Annotated in this window: 11 protein-coding genes; 9 read left to right on the forward strand and 2 right to left on the reverse strand. The window is 71.7% G+C overall.

Annotated features, from left to right (window positions below; translation table 11 throughout):
* Window positions 1–239: 239 nt before the first annotated feature.
* Window positions 240–1,712, reverse strand: a complete 1,473-nt coding sequence (locus Pka01_RS23490) for a phospholipid carrier-dependent glycosyltransferase (RefSeq protein WP_203885015.1) — start codon at window positions 1,710–1,712, stop codon at window positions 240–242.
* A 91-nt stretch (window positions 1,713–1,803) separates the two neighbouring features.
* Between Pka01_RS23490 and Pka01_RS23495 the strand changes: the two genes are divergently transcribed.
* The 3 genes from Pka01_RS23495 to Pka01_RS23505 all read left to right on the forward strand — a co-directional run bounded on the left by Pka01_RS23495 (window position 1,804) and on the right by Pka01_RS23505 (window position 6,124).
* On the forward strand, window positions 1,804–4,023 hold the full coding sequence (locus Pka01_RS23495) for a hypothetical protein (RefSeq protein ID WP_239115234.1): 2,220 nt from the start codon (window positions 1,804–1,806) through the stop codon (window positions 4,021–4,023).
* A gap of 108 nt (window positions 4,024–4,131) precedes the next feature.
* Entirely contained in the window at window positions 4,132–5,031 is a 900-nt protein-coding gene (locus Pka01_RS23500; protein WP_203885016.1) for a glycosyltransferase family 2 protein, read from the forward strand.
* Window positions 5,032–5,044: 13 nt separating this feature from the next.
* A complete protein-coding gene (locus Pka01_RS23505) occupies window positions 5,045–6,124 on the forward strand; it encodes a glycosyltransferase family 4 protein (RefSeq protein ID WP_203885017.1) in 1,080 nt (359 codons plus the stop codon).
* On the opposite strand, the gene Pka01_RS23510 is transcribed toward Pka01_RS23505, so the two are convergent.
* On the reverse strand, window positions 6,117–7,103 hold the full coding sequence (locus Pka01_RS23510) for a lysylphosphatidylglycerol synthase transmembrane domain-containing protein (protein ID WP_203885018.1): 987 nt from the start codon (window positions 7,101–7,103) through the stop codon (window positions 6,117–6,119). The two genes, Pka01_RS23505 and Pka01_RS23510, sit on opposite strands and share 8 nt — an antisense overlap.
* A 126-nt stretch (window positions 7,104–7,229) precedes the next feature.
* Here Pka01_RS23510 and Pka01_RS23515 point away from each other — a divergent pair, with 126 nt between their 5' ends.
* From Pka01_RS23515 to Pka01_RS23540, 6 genes are all read left to right on the forward strand, one after another.
* Complete coding sequence (locus Pka01_RS23515) at window positions 7,230–8,090, forward strand: class I SAM-dependent methyltransferase (RefSeq protein WP_203885019.1); 861 nt, start codon at window positions 7,230–7,232, stop codon at window positions 8,088–8,090.
* A complete protein-coding gene (locus Pka01_RS23520) occupies window positions 8,087–9,016 on the forward strand; it encodes a lysylphosphatidylglycerol synthase transmembrane domain-containing protein (protein WP_203885020.1) in 930 nt (309 codons plus the stop codon). The genes Pka01_RS23515 and Pka01_RS23520 overlap by 4 nt, the downstream gene beginning before the upstream one ends.
* Window positions 9,017–9,257: 241 nt before the next feature.
* Complete coding sequence (locus Pka01_RS23525; RefSeq protein WP_239115236.1) at window positions 9,258–10,385, forward strand: glycosyltransferase family 4 protein; 1,128 nt, start codon at window positions 9,258–9,260, stop codon at window positions 10,383–10,385.
* Between the two features lie 15 nt (window positions 10,386–10,400).
* Window positions 10,401–11,504, forward strand: a complete 1,104-nt coding sequence (gene manB / locus Pka01_RS23530) for a mannose-1-phosphate guanylyltransferase (RefSeq protein WP_239115237.1) — start codon at window positions 10,401–10,403, stop codon at window positions 11,502–11,504.
* 80 nt (window positions 11,505–11,584) lie between these two features.
* Window positions 11,585–12,547, forward strand: a complete 963-nt coding sequence (locus Pka01_RS23535; protein ID WP_203885021.1) for a DNA-3-methyladenine glycosylase family protein — start codon at window positions 11,585–11,587, stop codon at window positions 12,545–12,547.
* A gap of 332 nt (window positions 12,548–12,879) precedes the next feature.
* Window positions 12,880–15,519 (forward strand): bifunctional FO biosynthesis protein CofGH, encoded by a 2,640-nt coding sequence (locus Pka01_RS23540; protein ID WP_239115238.1) that lies wholly within the window; start codon window positions 12,880–12,882, stop codon window positions 15,517–15,519.
* Window positions 15,520–15,703 lie beyond the last annotated feature (184 nt).

The raw sequence follows: 15,703 nt of genomic DNA on the forward strand, positions 1-15,703 counted from the left end.
CCATCGGACCGGCGGGCGAACAGCGGGAGGGACTACTGCTTCGCCTGCACACGTGTCCTCCTTGTAAGGCGATCACTTTGCCGCGCTCCGAGATTAGGTCACGGAAGCACACAAGGCGCCCCGATCGGGTGAGTCGTTGTCCCTGATCGCGGTGCTCCGCACCGGAATGGTGTGAGCGCCGAGCATACTAAAACCAGGACATTTCAGGGTATGCAGCAAACTCCGGGTTTACTGGGATTTCACAAAACAGCCTGATCACTGCGCATCTCGACGGGCTCGGGGGTCCTTTCACCGGCGTCTCGACGGCCCCGGGTGACGGCCAGAGCGGCGGCCAGGCAGGCGAGCGGCGCCGCGGGCAGGACGTACCGGTAGTCGAACGCCGCCGTGGCGGCGGGCGCCGCCAACAGGGCCACCGCGGTCAGCCAGACCGTCCAGGCCGCGAGGGTCCCGCCGCCGAGAGCGGCCTCCCGCCGTCCGCGCGCGCGCAGCCGCGCCAGGGCCGCCGCGGGCGGCACGAGCAGCAGGACGAGCAGCGCAGCCCCGGGAAGGAACGCCACGTCCTGGTAGGCCCGCATCCATCCGGCGTACGGCTCTGCGACCGTCACCGTGAGCGGCCCCCGTTCGTATCGCTCGGCGAGCGCCGCTCCCGTCACCGCGGGCGCCCTGTCCGGCGGGGGCGGCGCCGTGACGGGGAACTGGTAGGCCTCGTAGGTCGCCTCGTCCGGGTAGACGGGCCGTCCGAAGGTGAAGGAGCGGGCGAACTCGGTCAGCACGGATTCCGCGAAGTCCAGGGGCCGGCTCCGGATCGCCAGCATGCCGAACCGGTTCGCCAGCGCGTCGTTCGCCTGGGAGAAGGTGATGCCGGGCTGCCTGACCAGGGGAGACGCCGTGTTCCAGATGTAGTCGGGCGGTGACGGGCGCGCCGACGGCGGGCGCGGATCGCACAGGACCGCCAGGTCCGCGGGAGGCTTCATCGCGGCGCAGTCGGCGAACATCATCGTCCGGGAGTAGAGGAACACGCCGTTCGACCCCACGAGGCCGATTCGGTGATACGTGGCGTAGAACCAGCCGCCGTACGCGCCGAGGGGGACCAGGGCCGCGAGGAGGAACGCGCCGAGCGCCCGCGCGAGCCGCCGCCGGCTCCCTTCCCGGATTCCGCGCCACACCACGTAGAGCCCGAACACGGCGATCAGCGGAAGACCGACGGTTCTGGTCAGCGTCGAGGCGGCCAGGAGCAGGCCCAGCGCGAGAGCCGTACGCGGGGAGACGGCGCGGCCGCGTGCCACGAGGCAGCAGGCCGCGACGACGAGCAGGGTGAACAGGGAGTCGGAGACCAGCAGATGTTCCAGCTGGATCTGGTAGGCGTCGAGGAGGACGGGGACCGAGGCCAGGGCCGCCACCCAGGCGCGCCCGCCGGCACGCCGCACGGTCACGTAGATCAGGACGCCGACGAGCAGCCCGGACAGGTGCTGCACGAGGGTGACGACGGCGAAGCTGTGGAACGGCTCGAGCAGCCGCAGGAACATCGAGTAGCCGGCCGGGCGGACCAGGTCGGGCCGCGGCCGCATGGCCGTCACGACGTAGGTGTAGGAGTCGGGGAACCAGAGCGCGGGCCGGTAGCCGGCCATCGTCACGATCCGGAGCGCCGCCCCCAGCGCGAACACCGCGAGAAACCACCCGTGTCGCCGGGTCCACGCCGCGATGCGCCCCATCTGCGCCACGCTCACTCCCGCTGCCGGAGGTCTCCCGCGTACGCTACCGGCTCCCAGGGGCCGGTCGTGACCTGCGCCCGGGCGGCGCCGCATGATCGGATTTCCGCGGCGGAGGGCGACCGCCGGGCGGGGCGGCTACGCTCGCCTCATTCCGAAGAACGCTATCGATCTCGCCCGTTGGCGGACGACATGGCCGTCGGCGGGCCGGACGCTCGCCGTCGCCTCCGCCATGCCCGCGCTCGCCATCAGCGGATGGCTGGTGGCGGGGCTGCCGCTGCTGCTGCTCGGCTGGTTCAGGCCGCTGCCCATGGTGCTCGCCGGCGGCGGGCTCGCCCTCGTCTTCTGCTGGTACGGCCTGCGCCGCCTGCCCGAGGTGGTGGAGTCGTCGGCGTGGCCCACGGTCGCCGTCCTCGGGATCGCCGCCGCCTCGGGGATCTTCAACGGGCTCCTCCACGGGGAGCAGCTGATCGTCCGGCGTGATCCCGCCACCTACGCCCAGTACGCCGTCTGGCTGGCCGGGCACGGCTCACTGCCGATCCCCCTCGGCGACTTCGGCGGCTCCGATCCCGCCCTGCGGTTCGTGAGCATGGGCTTCTACGAGTGGGACGGCGGCATCGTCCCGCAGTTCATGGCCGGGCCGCCGATGATCCACGCGATCGGCTACTGGCTCGGCGGCGTCTCCGGGCTCGTGCTCGTGCCGCCGGTCCTCGGCGCCCTCGCCGTGCTGACCGTCGGCGGGACCGCGGCCCGTCTCGTCGGCGCCCGCTGGGCGCCCCTGGCCGCGCTGGCCTTCGCCGTGAGCATGCCGGTGCTGTACACGTCCCGGACCACGTTCAGCGAGATCCCGTCGCTGATCCTGGTGTTCGGGGCCATGAGCCTGCTGCTCGACGCCCGCTTCCGCCTGCGCGCGGGCCTGCTCGGCCTCGGTTTCCTGGGGCCGGCCACGCCCGCGGAGACCGCGCGGCGGGCGCAGCCCGGCGGCGCGCGCCTGATGGCGGGGCTCGCGGGCCTGGCGTTCGGGCTGACGGTGCTCGTCCGCGTCGACGGGCTCAGGGACGTGCTGCCTGTGCTGGCCTACGCCGGGCTGCTCATCGCCCTGGCCAGGCTGTCGCGCGCCCGCGACGCCATGAAGGAGCGCGCCCCCGAAGGGAGACTCGGGCCGCCTCTGCTCCTGGGGCTCGTGGCGGGCGCGGCGCTGGGCTTCGCCGCCTGCCTCACGATCGCCCGCCCCTATCTCGGCTACCTGTCCGGCTCGCTCAAGCCCCTGCTCGCCATCTGCGCGGCGGTGCTCGTGCTCACCGCCGTGGCGGCGGCGGTGGCGCCGTGGATCGCGGGACGCGTGGGCACGCTCTCCGGGGGACGGCTCGCCCGCCGGCTGCCCGACGTCGCCGCGGGTCTCGTCGTGCTCGTCGTCGCGGGCCTGGCCGTACGGCCGTGGCTGCAGACCGTGCGCCGCGTCGCGGTGACGCCGGAGGACCAGCTGACGGCCAACTTCATCGGGAAGACGCAGCAGGTCAACCACCTGCCGATCGACCAGACCCGGCTCTACTACGAGGACTCGCTGTGGTGGGTGATCTGGTACGTCGGCGTCCCCGTCGTCGTGCTCGCCACGCTCGCCGCGGCCGTGCTCGCGCGGCGGATGGCCAAGGGGAAGGAGTTCGGCTGGCTCCTGCCTCTGGCGATCATCGGCTGGACGACGGTGACGACGCTCTGGCGGCCGGCGATCACGCCCGACCACCCGTGGGCGTCCCGGCGGCTGGTGCCGATCGTGATCCCGGGGATGATCCTGCTCGCGGTGTGGGGGCTGCGCTGGATCCGCCGACGGGCGCATCGCTGGGGGTACGGCTCACGCCTGCTGATCGCCACGGGGGCGGCGCTGCTGGTCGTGCCGGCGGCGATCACCTCGATCGGGACCGCGTTCACCCCGGTGGACAGGGGAGAGGCCGCCGCCGTGAAGGGATTGTGCGCGGCGATCCCGCGGAACGCGTCCGTGCTGATCGTCGAACGGGCGACGGGCGACCGCATCACCCAGCTCGTCCGGGGCGAGTGCGGCGTGCCGACCGCCCGGGTGGCCTACCCCAAGGGCAGCGACGTGCCCCTGCACTCCGACATCGAGCGCCTGGTGGAAAAGGTCAGGGGGACGGGCCGCCTGCCCGTGCTGCTCGCCGCCGAGCCCGGCCAGCTCTGGCCGTACGGCCCGCCGACACAGGTGCTCAAACTGCGCAGCCGCCAGGACGAGCGCTCCCTCGTGGACCCGCCCGACGGCACCTGGTCGCTCACGATCGACGTCTGGATGACCATGCCGGCCTGATCCGGAGGGGCCCTCCGCGGGCCGTACGAGTCGGAGATGTTGGGCCGCGATTCGGCTGGGCAGAGTACCCTGACCGGACGTGACCACGCCCGAGACCTTGGAAGCGCTGTGACTGCCGCGGAGAACCCTTACGTGACGATCGTCCTGCCGTGCTACAACGAGCAGGATCACGTGGTCGACGAGGTCGAGCGCATCTGCGCGGCCATGGACGCGAGCGGTTACACCTATGAGCTCGTGGCCGTGGACGACTGCTCGAGCGACCAGACCCTCGCCCGCCTCCAGGAGGCGGCCCCGCGCTATCCGAACATGCGGATCAAGGCGTTCCACCGCAACGGCGGCTCGGGCACGGTCCGCAGGATCGGCACCCAGGAGGCCCGTGGCGAGATCGTCGTGTGGACCGACGCGGACATGAGCTACCCCAACGAGCGGATCCCCGAGCTGGTCGAGATCCTCGAGAAGGACCACACCGTCGACCAGGTGGTCGGCGCCAGGACCACGGAGGAGGGGTCGCACAAGTTCCTGCGGGTGCCCGCCAAGTGGTTCATCCGCAAGGTCGCCGAGCGGCTCGCCGGGCAGCGGATCCCCGACCTCAACTCGGGTCTGCGGGCGTTCCGCAAGTCGGTCGCCAAGCCGTACCTGCGGCTGCTGCCCCCCGGGTTCTCCTGCGTCACGACGATCACGCTGGCGTTCATGTCGAACCAGCACGACGTGCACTACCTGCCGATCGAGTACTCGAAGCGGGCGGGGAAGTCGAAGTTCAGCTTCGTCTCCGACGCCTACCGCTACATCCTGCAGGTGCTGCGGATGGTCATGTACTTCAACCCGCTCAAGGTGCTCATGCCCCCGGCGCTCTGGCTGGTCGGCATCGGGCTGGTCAAGGGCGTGTACGACGTCGTGCGGTACGGCTTCTACCTGACCAGCAACACCATCGTGATCTTCCTGTCCGGCCTGCTGATCGGGTCGCTGGCGCTCCTGGCCGACCTCATCGTCCGGTCCCGGGGCGAGTAGGCGGCCCGCGTCGATGAGGATCGCCATCGTCGGCCCGACGTATCCGTACAAGGGCGGCGGCGCCCATCACACGACCGAGCTGGCCAGGCGGCTGCGCGCCGAGGGCCACGACGTCGTGATCGAGTCGTGGAGGGCGCAGTATCCGGGCTTCCTCTATCCGGGGCAGCAGACGATCGACGCGCCCGAGGGTGAGCCGTATCCGGACACCCGGCGCGAGCTCGACTGGCGCAGGCCCGACGGATGGGTCGGCTGCGGCAGGCGGCTGCGGGGCTTCGACCTCGTCGTCCTCGCCGTCCTCAGCCCGGTGCAGGTGCCCGCCTATCTCGGCATCCTGTACGGCCTGCGCCGCAAGGCCAGGGTCGTCGCGCTGTGCCACAACGTGTTGCCGCACGAGCGCAAGCCGTACGACCGGCCGCTGATGAAGGCCCTGCTCGGCAGGGTGGACGAAGTCCTCGTCCACTCCGAGGAGCAGGCAGGCATGGCCCGCGGGCTGACCCCCGCCCCGGTGCGGGTGGCGGCCCTCGCTCCGCACCTGCCCACCCGCGCGGCCGGGGCCGCCGCCGGGCCCGAGCCGTACGGCAGGCTGCTGTTCTTCGGCATCGTCCGGCCGTACAAGGGGCTCGACCTGCTGCTCCGGGCCATGGCGCAGACTCCGGGCGTCACCCTCACGGTCGCGGGCGAGTTCTGGGGAGGGCTCGAGGAGACCAAGGCGCTGATCGCCGAGCTGGGGTTGACCGACCGCGTCGACCTGCGCCCGGGGTATGTCGCGGCGCAGGACGTCGCGCGACTGTTCGCCGACGCGGACGCCCTCGTGCTGCCGTACCGCTCCGCGACCGCGAGCCAGAACGTGTGGCTGGGCCACGAGCACGGGGTCCCGGTGATCGCCACCCGGGTGGGGGCGCTGGCGGACAACGTGAACGACGGGGTCGACGGGCTGCTCGTCGAGCCGGGCTCCGCGGGCGCGCTGGCCGAGGCGCTCAAGCGCTTCTACGAGCCGGGCACGCCCGCGCGGCTGCGCAGCGGCGTCAAGGCGGTCGACCCCGACCCGTTCTGGGCGGTCTATCTCGGCACCCTGCTCGCCGCCGTCATCTGACGGGTGCCTGACCGGCGGCGACGCCGGACGAGGAGCGGGCGACCCGGTGCAGGATCACGCCGAGGGCCGCCCATGCGACGTCGGCCAGAGTGAACGCCACCCGGGAGGCCACGGCCACGACCAGGGCCCTCGGCGCGTCGAGGACCGGCGCCAGCGCGATGACCATCGCGCCCTCGCGCACGCCGATGCCCGCGGGCACGACGACCGTCAGGATGCCCGTCGCCCAGGCGAGCGCGTACGCCCCGGCGGCGACCGCGTAGAGGGACGCGCCGCCCGGCCGCATGCCGGCCACCAGGACCCACAGGTGCACGCCGTACACGAGCCAGCCGATCAGGGTCCAGCCGGCGGCCCTGACCATGTGCGCCCCGCGCAGCGTCTGGTCGAGTGGCTCCTTCCTGGCGATCCGCAGCGCCAGGTTCAGTCCCCAGGTCATCACCCGCGGGTGAAGCCCGACCACGATGAGAGGGATGAGGGCCAACAGGTACCAGCCGTCCCTGATGATCTGGCCCGAGAGCGTGGCGGCGGCGAGCGCGAGCGCGCAGCCGAGCGAGGTCACCAGACCGAGCGCTGTCGCGCTGAACGTGCGCCGGGGCGGGGCGCCGTGGTCGCGGGCCAGCTCGATCATCGCGGCGAACGCCCAGACTCCTCCGGGGACGTACTTGCCGAGCTGGCCGACGAACATCACCCGGGCCGCCACCCCATGCGGCAGCGGTGACCCGAGGCCCTTCAGGATCTCGCGCCAGGCCAGGAGCATGAACCCCAGGCCGGCCATGACGGCGGCGAAGCTCAGGGCCGGCGTCCACCAGGACAGCCGGGACAGGGCGGCGGAGGTCTCCGACCAGTTCCCCGCCACCCCGCGCACGAGGAAGCCCAGCGCGACCAGGACCAGCAGGACTCTCGGCGTGCGCGCGGCCCGCAGCCGCTCCAGCCGGGTGGCGGGGGGTGAGCCGGTCTCGGCTACCGGGGGGTGGCTCGGCATCCGCCGATGGTAGGGCGTGGAAGCTACCCGCTGGTAGGCCCATCTCGGTCACGGGGACCGGCGCCGCGGCCCGTCGGCGGTACTGTTGGGCACCGTGGCACGGACGGAGATGGCGGTGATCGACCGGTGAGCGGAGAGCGCGCCGCCCAGCTGGAGTACTCCGAGTTCCAGGGCGCGATGCTCGACGAGGACAAGAGGCGCCGCAAGGCCGCGAAGATCCTCGCCGTGCTCGCGCACTACCTCGGCAGGGACGCGGCCGAGCCCGGCAGCGTGCTGTCGGGGCTGACCGTGGCCGACATCGGCTGCTCGGCCGGCTTCATCGCCGACGAGCTCGCGGGCGCGGGAGCCGCCAGAACCTTCGGCGTCGATATCGACGTCCCCGGCCTGAAGAAGGCCGCGGAGCGGTTCGGCGAGCGGGTCGAGTTCGTCTGCGCGAACGGCGAGGCGCTGCCGTTCCCCGACGGATCGGTGGACGTGCTCGTCTTCAACCACATCTACGAGCACGTGGTCGACCCCGACGCGGTGATCGCGGACATGCACCGCGTGCTGTCGGACGACGGCGTGCTCTACCTCGGGCTCGGCAACCGGCTCGGCGTCATGGAGCCGCACTACAAGCTGCCGTTCCTGTCCTACCTGCCGGCCGCCGCCGCCGACCGGTACGTGCGGGCGTTCGGCCGGGCCGACCACTACTACGAGCGCTTCCGCACGCGGGCGGGGCTGCGCCGGATGCTCTCCGCGTTCCACGTGTGGGACTACACCTTCCCGGTGCTCGCCTCGCCCGACCGGTTCGCCGGCGGCGAGCTGTTCCCCGGCGCCGTTGGCCGCGCGGCCAAGGGCGTGCTCGAGCGGACGCCGCGACCCGCGCTGACCGCGCTTCGGCCGGTGGTGCCCACCTACCTCTGGATCGCGACCAAGACGCCGGGCCGGCCGCTCGGCGCCGCCCTCCCACAGTCGCCCGAGCCCGTACGCACCTCAGGCGTGGGATGAACCGCCGCAAGGCCGTACGGCTGGTTTTCCTTCTCCTCGCGCTCGGCTTCGGCGCCTGGAGCATCGCGGGCCAGTGGGGGGCGGTGTCGGAGGGCTTCACGCGGCTGTCGTGGCCGGAGCTCGCCGGGTCGCTGATCGCCGTCCTCGGGGCGCTGGCCGCGGGGATGATGATGTGGCGCTCGCTGCTCTCCGAGTTCGGCTCGCCGCTGTCCCTCACCGCCGCGGCCAAGATCTTCTTTCTCGGGCAGCTCGGCAAGTACATCCCCGGCTCGGCGGTGCACGTGATGCTCGCCCAGATGGAGATGGGCCGTGACCACGGCATTCCGAGGTCCCGCAGCGCCGCCGCCTTCTTCCTGACGTATCCGATCTATCTGGCCAGTGGCCTGCTCGTGGGGGTGGTCACGCTCCCCGTGATCGGCGGCGACTCGGTCGCGCGCTACGCCTGGCTCCTGCTCCTCGTCCCCGTGCTCGCCGTGGCCCTCCATCCGGCGATCGTGAACCCGGTGATCGCCTTCGGTCTCAGGAAGCTGCGCAGGCCGCCGCTCGAACGGCCGCTGACCCGCCGCGGCATCCTGGTCGCCGTCGGCTGGGCGCTCACCGGGTGGGCGGCGTACGGCGTGCACCTCGCACTGATCGTCCACGGGCTCGGCGCCACGGGGGCCGACGCGGTGATCCTCAGCTTCGGCGCCTTCGCGCTGGCCTGGTGCCTGGGCACCCTGGCGATCGTCTTCCCCGCCGGGGCCGGCGTGCGGGAGGTCGCCATGGTGGCCGCGCTCGCTCCGGTGCTCGACCGCGGCTCCGCCATCGCGGCGGCCCTGTGCTCGCGCCTGATCGTCTCGGTGGGCGATCTGGTGTGCGCGGCCATCGCCGGTGCGGCGGCGCGAGGTTCGGTCCCCCAAACCGGTCAACCTGCCGAAAAGCACTGATCATCACTGGCAATTCGTGTAACAGGTGCGAATTTCCCCAGAGTCACCCGGATGGGCGTGTGATATCCCTCACGGTTGCGGGGAAGCCAGCCATAGAGTGAACGCTGAAGGGTGGCCGGGGGGAAGGAGGCACCCGTTGGCTGACGGGAGTTCCCGCCTTTCTCTCCGGGGTGACACCTGGCTGAGAGGCAGGCGATCAGGAGACTCCTGATCGCGAGCCGCGCTGAGGGGAGCGATCTTCTTGAAACCCCGTGTGGTCGTCGACGCGGCGGCCGTTCCCACCGATCGAGGCGCTCTGATCCGGTACGTCGACGGGTTGCTCGCCGCCCTCCACCAGGCCGGAGCCGATCTCGCCGTCGTCTGCCAGCGGTCCGACGCCGAGAGGTACGGAAAGCTGGCCCCCTCCGCGCGGATCCTCCCGGGGCCGCCCGCCATCACCAACCGCGGTGCGCGGCTCGTGTGGGAGCAGACCAGCGTGCCCGTCCTGGCCCGCCAGGTGGGCGCCGACGTGATCCACGCCCCCTTCTACTCGATACCGCTCAGGTCCGGCCTGCCGACCGTGGCGACCGTCCACGACGCCACCTGTTTCACCGACGCCGAGCAGCACGGCACCGTCGACGCCTCGTTCTTCCGCTCCGCCACCCGTACGGCGGTCCGCCACGCCACCCGGATGATCGTGCCGTCCAAGGCCACGAGAGACGAACTGGTCAGGGTGCTCGCCGCCGACCCCACGCGGATCGACGTCGCCTACCACGGCGTCGACCCGGCGCTGTTCCACCGGCCCACCGAGCTCGAGACCAAGCGGGTGACCTACCGGTTCGGCATCCACGGACATCCGTACGTCGCCTACCTCGGCGCCGTCGAACCCCGCAAGAACGTCCCCAACCTGGTCAGGGGCTTCGCCAGGGCCGTACGGCATCTGGAGGAGCCGCCCGCGCTGGTGCTTGCGGGCGGTCCGAGCTGGGACGACGAGGTGGACGCCGCCATCGCGGAGCTGCCGCAGAAGATCCGGGTCGTCCGGCCGGGGTATCTGCCCTTCGCCGACCTGCCGGGTTTCCTCGGCGGCGCGCTCGTCGTCGCGTTCCCGTCCCGGGGCGAGGGGTTCGGGCTGCCGGTGCTGGAGGCGATGGCCTGCGGGGCGCCGGTGCTCACGACCCACAGGACCTCGCTGCCCGAGGTCGGAGGCGACGCGGTGGCCTACACCGAGCCGGACGCGGACGCCATCGGCGACGCGCTGCGGGCACTCATGGAGCAACCGGAACGACGGGAGGCGTTGTCCTCGGCGGGGTTCGCCCGATCCCAAGAATTCACCTGGCGGCTGTCCGCGGATGCCCATCTCGTGTCATACCAGCGGGCGATCGAGAGCTAGGCTAACCTCGCGGCTGTGAGCGAGAGTTCTTTGCGGTCGCCGGAGCCCCTCGAGGCGATCCTGCTCGTGGGGGGTCAGGGAACCCGCCTGCGGCCACTGACGTTGCACACGCCCAAACCGCTGCTGCCCACCGCCGGTGTCCCCTTCCTCGCGCACCAGCTCGCCAAGGCGCACGCGCACGGAGTCCGGCGGGTCGTGTTCGCCACCTCCTATCGCGCTTCGATGTTCGCCGACGCCTTCGGTGACGGGGCGGCGTTCGGGCTCGAGATCGAGTACATGACCGAGGAGACGCCCCTGGGCACCGGTGGAGCGATCCGAAACGCCGCCGAGGCGCTCACCTGCCCGATGGACGCCCCCGTGCTGGTCCTGAACGGTGACATCCTCTCGGGACACGACATCTCGGCCCAGGTGGAATTCCACCGCTCTCGCGGCGCCGCGTTGACGTTGCACCTCACGGAGGTCGAGGACCCCTCGCGGTTCGGCTGCGTGCCGACCACCCCGGACGGTGTGGTGACCGCGTTCCTGGAGAAGACACCCAACCCGGTGACCAACCGGATCAACGCGGGCTGTTACGTGTTCCAGCGATCGGTCATCGACATGATCCCCCAGGGCGAGGTCGTGTCGGTGGAACGCGAGACCTTCCCGGGCCTCATCGAGGCGGGCCAGATGGTGCTCGGCTACGCCGACGCGTCCTACTGGCTCGACGTCGGCACGCCGGCCGCCTTCGTGCAGGGCTCGGCCGACCTCGTCCAGGGCAGGCTCGCGTCCCCCGCCCTGCCCGGCGCGGCCGGCGAGCGCCTCCTACTGGACGGGGCCGAGGTGTCGCCCGAGGCGAAGGTCACGGGCGGCACGGTGGTCGGCGCCCGCGCCAAGGTCGAGGCCGGAGCCAGCGTCCGCGGCAGCGTCCTGGCCGACGACTGCCGCGTGGCCTGCGGGGCCGTCGTCGTCGACTCGGTGGTCGGCGCGGGCGCTCACGTCGCGCCCGGGGCAGTCCTGCGCGGGGCGGTCGTGGGCGACGGCGCGCGGATCGGCGAGGGCAACGAACTCATGGCGGGCGTGCGCATCTGGCCGGGCGTGTCCCTGCCCGAGTGCTCGGTGCGGTTCTCGAGCGACGTCTGAGCATGCCGATCGGTGACGGGACCGCCCGGTTTCCCCCGGCCGCCGTGCGGCGGCATGCTGGGACGGGGGAGGCGAGGCCGATGTCGTCAGCCGGCGCCGCGACCGGCGTCAGAGAACGCAGGTGGACTCCGTCCGCGCCGGTGGATGTGGAGCTCACGCTGTCGCCGCACCGGCGGGGGAGCGGAGATCCCGCCTGGCGGCGTACTCCTGACCGGGCGATCTGGCGGACGTCCCGCACACCCGAGGGGCCCGGCACGCTGCGGGTCACCAGCCGCATGGGAGAGGTGCACGGCCAGGCCTGGGGGCCCGGGGCCGAGTGGTTGCTGGAGACGCTTCCGCAGGCCTTGGGCGCGGACGACGACGTCGCCGGTTTCGCCGGGGCGCTCGACGGCCCGCGGCAGGCGGGCGCCGCCGCGTTGGTCGCCGACTTGGCCGCCCGGCATCCCGGGCTGCGGATCGGGCGGACGCTGCGGGTGTTCGAGGCGCTCGTGCCGGCCGTGCTCGAGCAGAAGGTCGTCGGCAGGGAGGCCTGGCGCGCGTGGCGCTGGCTCATGCGCAAGTACGGCGAGCCGGCTCCCGGGCCGGCGCCCGAGGGGATGGCGGTCATGCCGCCGCCCCAGGTGTGGCGCACGATCCCGTCCTGGGACTGGCACCGTGCCGGGGTGGAGGCCGTGCGCGCCAGGACGATCATCAACGCCGCTCGCCATGCGGACAAGCTGGAGGCGACGGCGCTCGGCGGTCCCGATTCCGCCGAGGCCGACCGGCTGCTGCGGGCGTTGCCGGGGATCGGCGTGTGGACGTCCGCCGAGGTGCGCCAGCGCGGCCACGGCGACCCCGACGCGCCGAGCGTGGGGGACTTCCACCTGCCGGGCATGGTCGGATGGGCGTTCACCGGCCAGAAGACCGACGACGCCGGCATGCTCGAGTTGCTCGAGCCCTTCCGCGGCCACCGCCATCGGGTCGTGAAGCTGATCGAGCTCAGCGGCCTGCGCCCGCCCGCCCGCGGCCCCCGCATGCCCGCCCGCGACTACCGCTCCTTCTAGTCTCCTCTTCCGCGTGATCATGCACAGGTTCGTGTGTATGAGTCTTGAGCTGCAAGAACTCATTTCGTGATCATGCACGGACTCGGCTGCCTGCCGTACGAGCTGGGGAAACGCCATCCGTGATCATGCAAAACGTCTGTGTGTGCATGATCACGCAGCCCAAAGGCGCAGGTCAGTGGCGATCGCGCCGAACCTGTGCATGATCACGACTGGAAGGGGCGCAGGCTGCGGGGCGTTTCCGCGAATCTGTGCATGATCACGCCCGGGGGGTGGGGGGCGGGGGTGGGGGGCTGAGTAAAGGCGGCGTACTCAGGGGGCCGTAGGGTGCGCGTATGACGGGACACAAGGCCATGCACGGTGACAGCGGGACTCGGCGCGCGCTCGCGCGTGCGCGTGACGGCAAGACGCTCGACGTCGCCGAGGCCGTCATCCTGCTTCAGGCTCGTGGCGAGGACCTCGAGGTTCTGCTCGACCACGCCTCGCGGGTCAGGGACGCCGGGCTGGCGGCGGTGGGACGGCCGGGGATCGTGACCTACAGCCGGAAGGTGTTCATCCCGCTGACGCGGCTGTGCCGGGACCGCTGCGGCTACTGCACGTTCGCCACCGCGCCGCACAAACTCGACAGTGCCTTCCTGTCGCCCGACGAGGTCCTGGAGATCGCCCGGCAGGGCGCGGCCATGGGCTGCAAGGAGGCCCTCTTCACGCTGGGCGACCGCCCGGAGGACCGGTGGCACCAGGCGCGCGAGTGGCTCGACGCGCACGGTTACGACGACACCCTGTCCTACGTCCGCGCGATGGCGATCCGCGTGCTCGAGGAGACCGGGCTGCTCCCGCACCTCAACCCCGGCGTGATGACCTGGCGCGACCTCCAGCGGCTGAAGCCGGTCGCCCCCTCGATGGGGATGATGCTCGAGACCACGTCGGAACGGCTGTTCGCGGAGAAGGGTCAGCCGCATTACGGCTCACCGGACAAGGACCCGGCCGTACGGCTGCGCGTGCTCGAGGACGCCGGGCGGTCCAACGTGCCGTTCACCACGGGCATCCTCATCGGCATCGGGGAGACCATCGAGGACCGGGCAGAGTCGATCTTCGCGATCCGCAGGGTGGCCCGTGAGTACGGCGGCATACAGGAGGTCATCGTCCAGAACTTCCGCGCCAAGCCCGACACGGCGATGCGCGGCATGCCGGACGCCGACCTGCAGGAACTGGCCGCGACGATCGCCGTCGCCCGCCTCGTGCTCGGGCCGAAGGTCCGCATCCAGGCCCCGCCCAACCTGATCGGCGACGAGTTCACGCTGATGGTGCGGGCGGGCATCGACGACTGGGGCGGCGTCTCCCCGCTGACGCCCGACCACGTCAACCCGGAGCGTCCCTGGCCGCAGATCGACGACCTCGCCGCCCGGACCGCCGACGCCGGGTTCGAGTTGCGCGAACGCCTGACGATCTACCCGGAGTACGTGCTGGCGGGTGAGCCCTGGCTCGACCCACGCCTGTTCGCCCACGTCGCTGCGTTGGCCGACCCGGAAACGGGCCTCGCGAGGCCCGACGCCGTCCTTGAAGGCCGCCCGTGGCAGGAGCCCGACGGCGGCTTCGAGGGCGGTCTGCGGACGTCGGGCCGGTCCGACCTGCACACGGCCATCGACTCCGAGGGGCGGACGAACGACCGCCGTGACGACTTCGACGACGTCTACGGCGACTGGGACGCGCTGCGCGAGCGCCTGCCGCGCGAGAGCCGTACGGGACGGGTGGACGGGACCGTGCGGACGGCCCTCCGGCAGGCGGAGAGCGACCCCGCCGGGCTCACCGACGAGCAGGCGCTCGCGCTGCTCGACCTGGCCGGCGATCCGTCGGGGGCGGGAGCCGACGACGCGGGCCTGGACGAGTTGTGCCGGATCGCGGACGGCCTGCGACGGGAGGCCGTGGGGGACGACGTGACCTACGTCGTCAACCGCAACATCAACTTCACGAACGTCTGCTACACCGGTTGCCGGTTCTGCGCGTTCGCGCAGCGGCGCACCGACGCGGACGCCTACACGCTGTCGCTGAGCGAGGTCGCCGACCGGGCACAGGAGGCGTGGGAGGCCGGCGCGACCGAGGTCTGCATGCAGGGCGGCATCCACCCCGACCTGCCGGGCACCGCGTATTTCGACATCGCCCGCGCGGTCAAGGAGCGCACGCCGGAGATGCACGTCCACGCGTTCTCGCCGATGGAGGTCATCAACGGCGCGAGCCGTACGAACCTTTCGATCGCCGAGTGGCTGCACGCGGCGAAGGAGGCCGGAGTCGACTCCCTGCCGGGAACCGCCGCCGAGATCCTCGACGACGACGTGCGATGGGTGCTCACCAAGGGCAAGCTCCCGACGCGCGAGTGGGTGGACGTCATCACCACCGCGCACAAGGTGGGCATCCCGACGACGTCGACCATGATGTACGGCCATGTGGACACCCATGATCACTGGGTGCGGCACATCAGGCTGATCCGGTCGATCCAGGAGGAGACCGGGGGCTTCAGCGAGTTCGTCCTGTTGCCGTTCGTGCACACCAGCGCCCCGATCTACCTCGCCGGGATCGCGCGGCCGGGCCCGACCGCCCGCGAGAACCGGGCCGTCCACGCGCTGGCGAGGATCATGCTGCACGGCGCGATCGGGAACATCCAGTGCTCGTGGGTCAAGCTGCGGGACGACCTGTGCCGGTCGGTGCTGGACGGCGGCGTCAACGATCTCGGCGGGACGCTGATGGAGGAGACGATCAGCCGGATGGCGGGATCGGAGAACGGGTCCTACCGCACGATCAGCCAGATCGCCGAGATGGTGGCCCCGACCGGGCGGCCGCTGCGGCAGCGCACCACCTCGTACGGCACGCCGAGCGCCGAGCGGGTCGAGGCGGCCGGGCGGAGCGACGGGGTGTGCGGGAGCGTCCGGCGGACGATCACCCTCGTCTCGCTGCACGAGACCGGCTCGGGGCGCCCTTGAGGCGTCGTCTTCGGTCGTCGTTCTGAAGCTCGTTCCCCGCTTCGTCACTCCTCGGTCCAGAACGACGTCACGCCCCTCACAACTGGGTTATAACAAGTTCTATGTTTCCGGCCGATGGTCTTGCGCCCCGTGTGGTCGTGCTTGACACAATCATGGCTTCGAGTAAGGAAACTTGACCGACGTT

The organism is Planotetraspora kaengkrachanensis, from assembly GCF_016862895.1.
Classification (GTDB): Bacteria; Actinomycetota; Actinomycetes; order Streptosporangiales; family Streptosporangiaceae; genus Planotetraspora; species Planotetraspora kaengkrachanensis.